The 12,985-nt window shown below is 55.2% G+C and carries 8 protein-coding genes and 1 other annotated feature; of the genes, 5 read left to right on the plus strand and 3 right to left on the minus strand.

The features are described 5' to 3' along the window. The first annotated feature begins 20 nt into the window (after window positions 1–20). The 3 genes from NST04_RS08050 to NST04_RS08060 all read left to right on the plus strand — a co-directional run bounded on the left by NST04_RS08050 (window position 21) and on the right by NST04_RS08060 (window position 5,473). Window positions 21–1,589 (plus strand): tetratricopeptide repeat protein, encoded by a 1,569-nt coding sequence (locus tag NST04_RS08050; RefSeq protein ID WP_341183827.1) that lies wholly within the window; start codon window positions 21–23, stop codon window positions 1,587–1,589. A 72-nt stretch (window positions 1,590–1,661) separates the two neighbouring features. Further along, window positions 1,662–1,925, plus strand: a binding site (T-box leader). 77 nt (window positions 1,926–2,002) lie between these two features. Further along, window positions 2,003–3,718, plus strand: a complete 1,716-nt coding sequence (locus tag NST04_RS08055) for a glutamine--tRNA ligase/YqeY domain fusion protein (RefSeq protein WP_341183828.1) — start codon at window positions 2,003–2,005, stop codon at window positions 3,716–3,718. 450 nt (window positions 3,719–4,168) lie between these two features. Beyond that, the gene (locus NST04_RS08060) at window positions 4,169–5,473 is read left to right on the plus strand and encodes an Nramp family divalent metal transporter (protein ID WP_445667908.1); all 1,305 of its coding nucleotides are present in this window, start codon (window positions 4,169–4,171) and stop codon (window positions 5,471–5,473) included. A 672-nt stretch (window positions 5,474–6,145) separates the two neighbouring features. On the opposite strand, the gene NST04_RS08065 is transcribed toward NST04_RS08060, so the two are convergent. From NST04_RS08065 to NST04_RS08075, 3 genes are all read right to left on the minus strand, one after another. Continuing rightward, on the minus strand, window positions 6,146–7,462 hold the full coding sequence (locus NST04_RS08065) for an ABC transporter substrate-binding protein (RefSeq protein WP_341183830.1): 1,317 nt from the start codon (window positions 7,460–7,462) through the stop codon (window positions 6,146–6,148). Between the two features lie 124 nt (window positions 7,463–7,586). Then, window positions 7,587–8,423 (minus strand): carbohydrate ABC transporter permease, encoded by an 837-nt coding sequence (locus NST04_RS08070; RefSeq protein WP_341183831.1) that lies wholly within the window; start codon window positions 8,421–8,423, stop codon window positions 7,587–7,589. Then, window positions 8,423–9,313, minus strand: coding sequence for a carbohydrate ABC transporter permease (locus NST04_RS08075; RefSeq protein WP_341183832.1), 891 nt, complete (start codon window positions 9,311–9,313; stop codon window positions 8,423–8,425). The genes NST04_RS08070 and NST04_RS08075 overlap by 1 nt, the downstream gene beginning before the upstream one ends. Before the next feature lie 155 nt (window positions 9,314–9,468). Between NST04_RS08075 and NST04_RS08080 the strand changes: the two genes are divergently transcribed. Both NST04_RS08080 and NST04_RS08085 read left to right on the plus strand, forming a co-directional pair. Then, window positions 9,469–11,295 (plus strand): sensor histidine kinase, encoded by a 1,827-nt coding sequence (locus tag NST04_RS08080; RefSeq protein ID WP_341183833.1) that lies wholly within the window; start codon window positions 9,469–9,471, stop codon window positions 11,293–11,295. 75 nt (window positions 11,296–11,370) lie between these two features. Further along, a complete protein-coding gene (locus NST04_RS08085) occupies window positions 11,371–12,951 on the plus strand; it encodes a response regulator (RefSeq protein WP_341183834.1) in 1,581 nt (526 codons plus the stop codon). Window positions 12,952–12,985: the final 34 nt, after the last annotated feature.

Here is a 12,985-nt window from a genome sequence, read left to right on the forward strand (position 1 = left end):
AGAGAGCAGGGTTAGAACCAATGACATTAAGTGGACAAGAACGCTACCGCTTCAGCGAAGCGCCTATATGGGAATTGCAGCGCACCTATTATGAACAGCTGGGCCTCCAGGCTTGGGCCAATGACCAGGTTCCGCAGTATATTACAAGCAATCCGATGATTGGAACGGCGTATGCGGAGATCATCTTCGGCTTTCTTCAGGACCGTGCACAGAAGGGATTCACTACAGAGCCGGTAGTGGTGCTGGAACTGGGTGCAGGAGTGGGGCGTCTGGCGTTCCATGTGCTCCAGCAGCTGTGTGAGCTAATCCAGTATGCGGGCGTGCTGCTGCCGCCGTTCCGTTACGTGATGAGCGATCTGCCGTGGAAGAACATTGAGGGCTGGCAGCAGCATGAGGGTCTGAAGCCTTTTGTAGAGCAGGGAATGCTTGACTTTGCCCGCTTCGATGCGGTCCGGGATACGGAACTCTCCTTAACGCAGAGCGGATTGGTGATTAAGCCCGGGGAGCTGGGGCAGCCGCTGATGGTGATCGCCAACTACTTCTTCGACAGTATCCCGCAGGAGCTGCTCTATGTGGATGAAGGCAAGATCTATGAATGCGAGGTCTCGCTGAAATATCCTGAGCAGTCCGCTACGATGGGGCCATCCGAGGTGCTTCGTGATCTGGTGCCGGAATACCATTACAAGCGCGCAGCGGGCTATGAAGACAGCTCGTATCCGTATCATGAAGTGATTTCCTTCTATCTGGACAAGCTGGAGGATTCACATGTGCTGTTCCCGGAGGCAGCTTTGTCCTGCATGGAGCGTCTGGGTGCACTGTCCCGGGGAAGCTTCCTGCTGCTCACTGCCGATAAGGGCGATCACCGGCTGGAGAACTGGGAGTTTATCGAGCCGCCGAAGCTGATGCACCACGGCAGCATCTCGCTTACGGCGAATTATCATGCGCTGGTGCATTATTTTGAGCGGAAGGGCGCACATTCCCAGTTCACACAGCATCATTATAAAAATCTCAATGTGGGCTGCATCCTGATGCTGGAGGAGCCGATGCTGCATCCGCATACCCGGCTGGCCTACCGGCGGTTTGTCGAGCGGTTCGGGCCGGATGATTTCTTCAGCCTGAAGGTATGGATCGACAAGAATTACGACACCATCGGCATGCAGCAGATTCTGGCCTTCTGGCGGCTGGGGGGATATGACGCGGAGCTGTTCATTCAGAGCGCCGAGCGCATCTCAGCGCTGCTGCCGGATGCCAGCGACGAGGAGCTGCTGGACCTTCAGCGGGGGATCGACCGGATGTGGAGGGGCTTCTACCCGATGCCGCAAAAGTATGATCTGGCGCTGGACTGCGGCCTGCTGCTGTTCGAGATGGAGCAGTACGGGGAATCCCGCCGTTTCCTGGAGCATTCGCTGGCGACAAGTAGGGAGGAGCCGATAATTACCGTGCTGTACTGCCTGGCAATCTGCAGCTATGAGCAGGAGGATGATGAAGCGGCGCTGGATTATACGCGCAGGTCCCTGCTGATCGAGCCGGAGCATGAGGAAGCGCTGGAGCTGCTGGCTGCATTGAGCCTGGACCCGGCAGACGCTTAGGCTGCTGCTCCCGGCAGCCCGGCGTAAGTACTTTACACCCGGCGTGAGATTTGATATTCTGTATCCAATAATTTAAACGCGATGACGAGAAGAGTACATTCAGGTTCTTCCCTCACAGAGAGCTCCGGCTGGTGTGAAGGAGCAGGGAGGACTGAATGGAAACAAGCCTCTGAGCGGCTTACCGGAACCAGGCAGCAGCCGGGGATGGTACGACAGGAGCTCCTGTTATAGAGCTAGAGTATAAGCCCTGCCGGACGGCAGCGCCGTACTTGATGAGATTAATATGGTGACATATTAATAAACCTGGGGTGGTACCGCGAGAATTTCGTCCCCAAGACCATACGTCTTGGAGGTGAGGTTCTTTTTTGTTGTCCGGGAAGGCAGTATACCACCCATTTACAGGAGGAGATCGAATGACTGACGATATTGTTAATACGAATGAACCGGCTCTGCCGGAGAATTATATGGATAAGCTGATTAGAGAGGATGTGGAGGCCGGAGTCTTCAGCCGGGAGATTTGCACCCGGTTTCCGCCGGAGCCCAACGGCTATCTGCATATCGGGAGTGCTTTTGCCATCCACACGAATATGGGGATCGCCCGTAAGTATGGCGGACGCTTCCATCTGCGCTTCGATGACACGAACCCGCTCAAGGAGGATATGGAATATGTGGAGGCGATCATCCGTGACCTTGAATGGCTCGGCCGCAGTCCGGGGGAACATATCTACTACGGCTCCGATTATTCGGAGGAAATCTACCGCAGGGCAGAGATGCTCATTCTGAAGGGCAAGGCCTATGTCTGTGATCTGACGGCAGCAGAGATAACGGCTTACCGGGGGACATTAACCGGGCCGGGGACAGATAGTCCTTACCGCAGCCGCACGCCGGAAGAGAACCTGCGGTTGTTCCGGGCGATGCGCAAGGGGGAATACCCGAGCGGGGCCAAAGTGCTGCGGGCGCGGATTGACATGGCTTCGCCGAACATGAATCTGCGTGATCCGGTGCTGTACCGGATTATTCATGCAGAGCATTACCGTACAGGCAGTGCCTGGTGTATCTATCCCATGTATGATTTCGCTCATCCGATTCAGGATGCGCTGGAAGGGGTGACGCATTCACTGTGCTCAATCGAGTTCAAGGATCACCGGCCGCTGTATGAGTGGGTGCTGCGGGAGCTGGAAATCCCGGAAGCCCCGAGGCAAAAAGAATTCGGCCGGGTGAACCTGACGGGAGTGGTCACCAGCAAGCGGTATCTCCGGGAGCTGGTTGCCGGGAACTATGTAGACGGCTGGGATGATCCGCGGCTGCCTACGCTCAGCGGGCTGCGCAGACGGGGATTCACGCCGGAGAGCATCAGGGATTTCGTCCGGGAGATCGGGATGGTCCGGAATACGGCCATGGTGGATTTCTCGCTGCTGGAGCATTGCCTGAGACAGGACCTTAAGGCCAGGGTGCCGGCTGTTATGGCTGTGCTTGACCCGCTGAAGGTCGTGCTTACCAATTACGCAGCCGGGGTCTCCGAGCTGCTTCCGATCCCTAACAATCCTGAGAATACCGGGATGGGTTCAAGAGAGGTGCCGTTCTCCGGCACGCTCTATATCGAGCGGGCCGATTTCATGGAGGTGCCTGTGAAGGGCTTCCGCAGATTGGTTCCAGGCGGCGAGGTGCGGCTTAAGGGCGGTTATATTATCCGCTGCCATGAGGTCATTAAGGATGCGCAGACAGGAGCCGTCCTCGAACTGCGGTGCAGCTACGACCCGGAGACCAAAAGCGGCGGTGCACTCAGCGGCCGGAAGGTGAAGGGAACCGTGCAATGGGTCTCCGCTGCTCATGCGCTGAAGAGTGACGTATACCTGTATGAGCAACTGCTGACGGATAACAACGGGCCGAAGGAGGAAGGCGAGAGCTGGGAGGAATACATCAATCCGGGTTCCGTAACTCTGCTTAAGGATTGCCTGCTGGAGCCGCTTGCGGGTAACCCTCAGCCCGGGGATACCTACCAGTTCCTGCGTCACGGCTATTTCTGCATCGACAGCAGGCATAGCACAGCTCAGAAGCTGGTGTTTAACCGAATCGTCCCGCTTAAGGACACCTGGAAGGGCAACGCAACACCATCAGCTGAAGCGTAATAAATACAAGACCTTTCTCACACATTCTGCGAACGCTGTACAGACTGGCTGCGCCAAGGCAATTTATTAAAAGCTTAAAGAGTTACACAATCAGCGATGCCCCTGTTATAGGAGCATCGCTGATTTGCGTGATGCGTCTGCCAAGCTGCCTGCACTTTGTACATTAGATTGCATTTGCACAAAGTACAATCACTCCAGCAGAGGAGTCAACTCGATAATGGGAGCGGGTAATAACATAAGGCATAAGCCTCACTTTATAGGGCTGAATCACATAATATGGGTGAAGGATTAGGCGTGCAGGCATAAGCTCAGGCAGCGTATGAAAACCCAGTGAAAATACATTTACAATTCTCATCTTGAGGATTATAATAAAAACAAATCAAATGTTGCACCAGGGAAACTTTCGTGTGTATAGACAACTTTTTCCGGGCAAGAGGAGGACAGAACATGATGGAGCAAAATACCGCAGTAGAATCATCCCCTATCCTAAAGGGTCATGCAGTTCATACTAACAAACATTCGGCACAATCGGTGCTTAACGGAGATGTCAAAGGACTGAAGAGACTTCTTCCTTTTCTGGGCCCGGCATTTATAGCTTCCGTAGCTTATCTGGACCCCGGCAATTTCGCCACTAATATTACCGCAGGCTCGAAATACGGGTATCTGCTGCTCTGGGTCATTTTCGCCTCGAATCTGATGGCCGTACTAATTCAATCCTTATCCGCCAAGCTTGGCATTGCTACCGGCAAGAATCTGCCTGAGATCGCGCGGGAGCAATTCCCGAAGGGCGTATCGATCTTCCTGTGGATTCAGAGTGAAATCGTCATTATCGCCACCGATCTTGCTGAATTCATCGGCGCGGCGCTCGGGCTTTATCTGTTATTCGGCATACCGATGCTTCCGGCTGCACTGATTACTGCTGTAGGGTCATTTGCCATTCTGGAGCTGCAGCGTCGCGGTTACCGCACGCTTGAGGCCGGAATCGCCGGTATGGTGATGATTGTTGTGCTGGCTTTTGCATTCCAGGTCATTATGGCGAAGCCGGATGCAGGAAGTGTCCTGACCGGAATGTTCACTCCCAGATTCGAAGGCGTGGATAGCGTGCTGTTGGCTGCCGGAATTCTCGGTGCAACAGTCATGCCCCATGCAATTTATCTGCATTCTTCGCTGACCCAGAGCCGTGTAATCGGAATTGATGAGCGTGAGAAGAAGCAGATCTTCCGGTTGGAATTCATCGACATTCTGATTGCTATGCTGATTGCCGGTGCAGTAAATATGGCTATGGTCATTGTAGCAGCCGCACTGTTCTTCAAGAACGGTCTGGTGGTCGAGGATTTGGATATCGCCTTCGGGCAGTTCCGCAATCTGGCGGGGCCTGTTACGGCAATCTCCTTCGGCCTCGCCCTGCTGATTGCAGGTCTGTCCAGCTCGTCGGTGGGCACAATGGCGGGTGATGTGGTCATGCAGGGCTTCATTAATAAAAAGATCAATCTCTACCTACGCCGGTCGATCACCATCATTCCGCCGCTTGCCATCATCGCCTTAGGCGTTAATGCAACCAGCGCACTGGTCATGAGCCAGGTTGTCCTTTCCTTCGGGATTGCCTTCGCCCTGATTCCGCTCGTCATCTTCACCAGTAACCGCCGGATCATGCAGGGGCTGGTGAACCACCGGATCACCACCATCCTCGGCTGGATCATCTCCGCCCTGGTGGTCGCGTTGAACCTGTTCCTGGTAGTGGAGATGTTTGTGTAAGCTGTGCAGGGAATTGATTATTTGAAGTGTGGGCCCTATGCTCCACGGCCAGTAACATTTATAGAGGAATCCTGCAAGATGTGCAACAATACTGCCCCATAGAAGCGACTTATGCTGAAATCCTGCATGAAATGCAACAAATTCAGCGCTAACTTGCTATAAACACCAGAATTCCTGCAAAAGATGCAACAATCTACCGTAGCCCGTAACTTTTTTTAGAGGAATCCTGCAAATGTGCAACAATGCGATCCATACAAGCGATCCGTGAGCGGAAAGTCTCGGAATTGGCGGGAGATAGGTGGAGCACCTCCAGGAAAGGAAGAAGCTACATTGGATGCCACGTACAGTTCACCTGAACCCGCCGGAGGTGGGAGGCGAACGTAAATGAAGAGCAGATGTGCATTTGAATTAGAGTTTGTAACTCCCACTCTTAAACAGCGGAGCGGGCGGAATGACCCGCGGAGAAGCGGAGCGTTCGCCTTTGTATCCGGATTTTCACCGATTAGGGGAATGAAAAAAATCTGGATATAAGAGCGATTGGAACAACATTCCGTTTGCGGAGCGTGCTTACCAGGCGTCGTACGTAAATCATGCGCATAACAAAAGAGGTGTCTCATTTGCCGTTTGCCGGCTTCTGGGACACCTCTTTTCTGTTAAAGGATCAGCCAGCTGCTATTGCTTCACAATATCCTGCACTGCTTTGTCCAGCTTCTCCAGCAGCTGGTCATGGTTCAGCTGGCCGCCGAGGTATTCCTGCATGGCTGCACCGAAGCCCTGGGTGACGCCGTCAGGGAACATATCCCAGTTCCAGCCCAGCGCGTTCCCGGATTTCTCCTGCACGGCAACGGCGACCTGGCCGATATCGGCGGCGTCTGCGGTGATGTTCGCTTCCGCCGGGATGAACTTGAATTCCTTGGTCAGATACTTCTGGCCCGTTTCCGAGCTGACCATCCAGTTCAGGAAGGCCTTGGCTTCCTCCGGATGTGCGGATTTGCTGTTCACGATATAGTTGTTAGGCACGCCTACCAGGATGGTGCCTTCTTCGCCGTTAATCGGGAGCGGGAGGAGGCCCAGGTTCAGGGCCGGGTCGATTTTGTCGATATCGCCTTGTGTCCAGTTCCCTTGCAGCATCATGGCAGCTTTACCGGAGGCGAATTCAGCCACCTGAGTCGCATAATCGGTAGTCATCTTGTTGTCCTGGGCATTGTCGAAGATCACATCTACGAGATCCAGCCATTGCTTGAAGATAGCATTGCCCTTGATGGTCTGTGTGCCCGCCTTCACATCGTCTATGAACTGCTTCGGATCAGGCTGGTGCGCCATTCCTACGTTCACGAGGTGAATCCCCATCGACCACCACTCATTGGTGGCTTCAAACGGTGTGATGCCAGCAGTCTTCAGCTTGGCTACAGCGTCCTTGAGCTGCGGGAGCGTCTTGGGCTCTTCCGTTATGCCGGCTTTGGCGAACAGATCCTTGTTGTAGATCAGCCCGTAGCCTTCTACATTCATAGGCATGCCATAAAGCTTGCCGTCTACGGTTGCCGGTGTCTTGGCGGTCGGGATCAGCTGGGTGGCCCAAGGCTCATTGCTCAGGTCAGTGGCGCGGTCCATATAAGGAACAAGGGCTGTATACCCCCCGTTATTGAAAATCTCAGGCTCAGAGCCGGAAGCGATCTCCGCCTTCAGCAGTGCGCCGTAATCCTCACCGCCGCCGTGCGTTTCGACCTCCACCTTCACGCCTGTCTCCTTCTCATATTCTTCGGCGAGTGCATTCAGCTGCTCGGCAATCTCCACCTTGAACTGGAACATCTTGATCGTAACATCCTTGGCAGGCGCTTTGCTGGCTTCCGGTGCTGCAGATTCGGTTGACGCGTTAGGAGCAATAGTGGCGCTTCCATTGCCTGCGGAATTCGTATTGCCGCTGTTCCCGCAACCTGCGATAATGAGGGTGCAAACGGTTGCCATGATGAACGCGAACTTTCTTTTCATAGAATAACCTCCCTGGTCTGTGGTTCCTGCTCTTAGAGCGTAATGGAATTGATAGATGACTTACACTTCATATGTTGCTCGAAAAAGTGGATATTATTGCTGCAAAGGAAAGCCGATCCTAAGATCATCCCTTAATGGAGCCTGCCGTCACGCCTTCCACAATATAACGCTGGAGCGACAGGAAGAACAAGAGAATTGGCGTAATCGCCATGACGAGACCGGCAAGAGCCAGATCCCACTTCTTGGTGTACTGTCCGAAGAACTTGGTCACAGCTACGGGCAGGGTCGTCAGATCCTTATTCCCGCCGATCACCAGGACAGGCAGCAGATAGTCATTCCAGATCCATAGCGTATTCAGGATAATGACGGTTACAATAATCGGCAGCAGCAGCGGGAAGACGATCCGGAAGAACACGCCGTACGGATTCGAGCCGTCCACCCGCGCGGCTTCCTCCAGCTCCAGCGGCACCGTCTTAATGAACCCGTGGAACAGGAAGACCGACAGCGGCATCCCGAAGCCGAGATAACAGGCCACAATGCCGTACAGCTCGCCGCGCAGCTCCAGCAGGCTGGTCACCCGGACTAATTGCAGCATGAGCGACTGGAACGGAATGATCATCGCCGAGACCAGCAGCAGGAACACGAAGGAATTGAAGCGTGTCGGCTTGCGCACAATCTGGTAAGCGGCCATCGAGCTGAACAGGACGATGAAGATTACACTTAGAATCGTAATGGTCAGAGAGTTGAAGAAGGCCTGCGGGAAGTTAATGGCATCCCAGACCTTGGAATAGTTACTCCAGTGGAACACCTGCGGCCAGGAAGCGGCATCGATCAGGATGTCCTTCAGCCCCTTAACCGAGTTGCTCAGGACCAGATAGAACGGTGACAGAAAGACAATAGCCAGCAGAATGGCGGCAATTTCGAGGAGGAAGTTGCCCGGGCGGTAGCGGCTGCTGTTCATTAGGCGGACACCTCTTTTCGTTTGGTTAGCCAGACCTGGGTAACGGTGATCAGGGAGACGGCGGCGAAGAAGAGCAGCGCTTTGGCTGTCCCCAGGCCATACCGGTTGTTGATGAGTGCCTCCGCATAAATGTTATAGGCCAGCGACTGGGTCGAGGTGCCCGGCCCGCCTTTGGTCAGCGACAGGTTGAGGTCGAACATTTTGAAGGCATTGGAGGTCGTCAGGAACAGGCAGATGGTGATCGCCGGCATAATCAGCGGGATGTAGACGCTCTTGAACAGCTGCGGAGCGCGGGCACCGTCTATGCGGGCGGCTTCGATGAGATCCTTGGGAATCCCGGCCAACCCGGCGATATAGATGACCATCATATAACCGGCTGTCTGCCAGACGAACACGATGACCAGACCCCAGAACCCGGTACTTGGCGTGCCCAGCCAGGGCAGTTGAAAGAATGAAATCCCGGTCAGCTCGCCGATTGTAGCGAAGCCTTTGGTGAAGATGAACTGCCAGATGTAGCCGAGCAGAATGCCGCCGATCACATTGGGCATGAAAAAGACGGTACGGAGCAGCTTCTTCGTCTTCAGCGTCGTCATTAGAATGAAGGCCAGCAGCAGCGCAAACACATTGGCAGCCACAACCGAGATCACGGTGAAGCGCAGGGTGAAGACCAGGGACTCCCAGAACTTATCGTCATTCATGAAAATACGTTTCCAGTTGGCCGCGCCGGTCCAGACCGCTTTGTCCAGATCCAGCCCGTTCCAGTCGGTGGAGGAGTAGTAGAAGCCGAGGAAGAACGGGGTGACCACAATGGTCAGGAAAAAGAGCAGACAGGGGCCGAGAAATACGATTTGCTGTCCCCAGCCGCGCTGTATACCTAGAGTTTTTCTCATATGGACTCTCCTTTGGGTAAGTTTGGGTAAGCTATCTACGGGTTCACAGCTTGATTATAGAAAGCCCGGGCCACCGCCAACACTCCATTTCATGCCGGAAAAAGTGGATTATATTGCAGGCCATACGGCCCACACAACTTCTAGGAGGTTCCCCCATGTTCAAGAACAGCATCCGGACACGGCTGATGGCCTTAGTGCTGCTGGCATCAGTGATCCCGTCAGGCATCTCTGTGACCTTCTCTTATCTCTATACGAGGCAGTCGGTTACAGACCAGTCCGTGAAGCAGAATACGAAGCTGCTGACGCTGGGGGAGGCGAATCTGCGGAGTTATTTCAGCGGCATGAACCAGCAGGCGATGTCGCTTTACAGCGGGATCAATGTTCCCAGCTCCTTCTACACCACTCTGCTTACCGCCAAAAGCCCCGCCCAGGCCCCGCCCGGCACCATACTGCCGGACACCCGGGCGATCATCTCCACCCAGCTGTACAATCTGTTTCTCTCCGACCGCAATACGTATCAGATTCATCTGTATGTGAGGGCCGCCAGGCAGTCCAATCTGCTGCTTAAGGGATTTTTCCGCCGTGAGGATAATGCAGACTATGCCGCCAAGGGGCAAGCTGGAGGGACTTACCGCCCGTATCTCGAAGTGACGCATATGGATCATCAATACGGAGTGAAGTCCGGTTTCCCCAATCTGAAGCCGGGGAGCGTGCCGGTCTTTACGGCCCATTTCCCCATCTACCGGACCCCCAGTGACAGTGTACTGGCAGATTTGTCGATCGATTATACGCTGGGGGAGCTGGAGGGGATTGTGGAGTCGATGTACACCTCGGACACTGAGCGCCTGTATGTGCTGAATGAGCAAGGCGAGGCGCTGTTCGCCTCCGATCCGGACTGGATCGGGAAGCCGGTCGCAGCGGGCTGGAGCCGTCTCCCCGCAGAGCAGGACAGCGGGCATTTCGCCTGGAAGAAGGATGGCTTCCAGGGGATCGTAATGTTCAAGCAGATCAAGGCCCCTTTGTTCAGCGGAAGCATTATCAAGCTGGTGCCCTATGAGGATCTCTACACAGACGCAAGGGTGATTACCCGGTTCAATATGGGCATCGGGCTGCTGTTCCTGCTGATCGGGGGCATCAGTGCCGTGCTGATCTCCATTGGCTTCACCCGTCCGATCAAGAAGCTGATTCACTTCACGCAGAAGGTGCAGACCGGCCAGCTGGATGCGCATATGGATGCCGAGCGGGAGGACGAGTTCGGGCTCCTCACCCGCAAGATCACCGGCATGACCCGCACGATCAATGAGCTGATCGTTAAGGAGTACCGGCTGGAGCTGGCGAACAAGACGAATCAGCTGAAGGCGCTACAGGCCCAGGTGAACCCGCATTTTCTCTACAATGCGCTGCAATCGATCGCCAGCCTGTCCTTGCGCTATAATGCGCCGAAGGTATATGATCTCATCTATTCCCTGGGCAGCATGATGCGTTATTCGATGAATACCGAGCGGACCCAGGTGCCGCTGCGGGATGAGATTGAGCATGTGCAGAACTATATGATTCTCCAGACGGAGCGGTTCGGCGAAGAGAATCTGCAGCTGGAGGTTCAGGCGGGGCCAGAGGCTCTGGAGCTGATCCTGCCGAAGATGATCCTGCAGCCGATTGTGGAGAATATCTTCAAGCATGCCTTCGCTGACGGCATAAGCGGGGGGTTGATCCAGATCGAGTGCAGGCTGGAAGGAGCGGCCAGGCTGGTGCTTGCCGTGAAGGATAACGGCCGGGGCATGAGCCCGGAGCGGCTGGAGGAGATTACGGCCTGTCTCAGAGGCAGCAGCCAGCAAGGCCAGGAGGAGATCGGCCTGTACAATGTGCTGGCCCGTCTGCGGCTCCAGTTCGGCAGCGCAGCGGAGATGCAGCTTAAGAATAATGAAGACGGCCAGGGGCTTACCGTTACGCTGATTATTCCGCTGGAGGTGATAGACGGTTAATTTGGGCTTTTGCCCAGTGAAGCTCACAGCATAAATGTTTAATAGGATAAATGATCCTTAGAAGGAGCGGCTGAGATGAAGGTGCTGATTGTAGATGATGAGAAGCATGTGCGGGAGGCCATCCGTTATTTTGTTCCGTGGGACAGCTATAACATCTCCGGGATCTATGAGGCGACCAACGGGCAGGAGGCGACACGGATCATGCAGGAGCATCAGCCGGCTGTCGTGTTCACGGATATGCGGATGCCGCTGATGGACGGGGCGGAGCTGCTGGAATGGCTGCACCGGCATTATCCGCATACGAAGACGATTGTCATCAGCGGGTATCAGGATTTCAATTACGTCAAGCCGGCCATCGTATACGGCGGTACGGATTATCTGCTGAAGCCGCTGAACAGCAAGCAGCTGATTGCCTCTGCGGAGCATGCCTTCAAGCTGTGGATGGAGGAGGAGGCGGAACGGAAGCGGCGCCAGCGCCAGAACATGCAGCTCAACGCGCTGCGTCCGCTCTACTGGGACAAAATGCTGTCCGATCTGGTGAGCGGACAGGCCTCGTTCCATGAGCTGAAGCTGTCCCTCTGTGAAGAGCTGGGGATGCCGATTGGGGCGCAGGAGTGCAGAATCGCCGTAATCCCGCTGCAAGCTGCAGACTGCCATCTGCTGCGGAGATTCCGCGGGGATGTGGCCTTGACGGCCTTCGTGCTGGCTAATGTCTGCAATGAAGTGATGGCCGCAGACCAGAGCGGCTATGCCTTCCGCAACTGGCAGGGCGGAGGCGAGCTTGTAGTTCTGCTGTGGAGTGCGGTAACGCAGGCGGAGGAGATGCTTAACCGGATGAATGAAGCCATCCGCCAGACGTTTGGCGTTCAGCTGGATATCGGGCTTAGTCCGCTGAACCCGTTGCCGGAGGGGCTGCGGTCTGCTTTTGAACAGGCAGGCCAGGCGCTTGCGGAGCGGAATCTATTGCAGCGGGACGGGCGAATCCATCCCTTCAGAGGTTACGGGGACGGGAGTAGACCTACAAACGACTACGGCCTGGAGGAACGGCTGGATAAGCTTAGAATCGCCGTATTGTCCGGCGATCTGGAGCGGATGGAGCGGGTGGTCGAGGAGTGGGCCGGGCATCTGGCCGGGCTGCCGCTGCTCACGGAGCGCGTTCTGCTCCAGCAGCAGACGGAGATTCTGGAGGTTCTGAAGCGCTGGAGGCCGGAGGAGGAGCTCAGCCTGGAGCACTGTTATGACGCCGAGGGGCTGTTCTCGGTGGAGAACTGGCAGTTCCGGCTGAAATCGCTGCTGCACCGCTTATCCAAGAGCAGCCCGCAAGCGCCGGACAGCCGGCTCGTCCAGGAGATCAGGGAGTACCTGGACCGGAACTATGCGCAGGAGATGACGCTGCAGCATATTGCGGAACGCTTTTTCATCAGCAGGGAGAATGTGTCGCGCAAATTCAAGCAGGTCACGGGGGAGAATCTGTCGGATTATCTGACCGGCCTCCGGGTGGAGAAGGCGAAGGCGCTGCTCCAGAATACGAATCTGCGGCTGTCGCAGATCGCGGAGCTGGTGGGCTATGAGGATGAGAAGTATTTCAGCCGTGTTTTCAAGAAAACCGCCGGCCTCACGCCAAGAGAATACCGCAAGCAGGAAGAAGAAGCCTGAGTATGTAAGGTTTACGGTCTACCTTTCAGCTTTT

The organism is Paenibacillus sp. FSL H7-0756, assembly GCF_038006765.1.
Taxonomy (GTDB): domain Bacteria; phylum Bacillota; class Bacilli; order Paenibacillales; family Paenibacillaceae; genus Paenibacillus_AQ.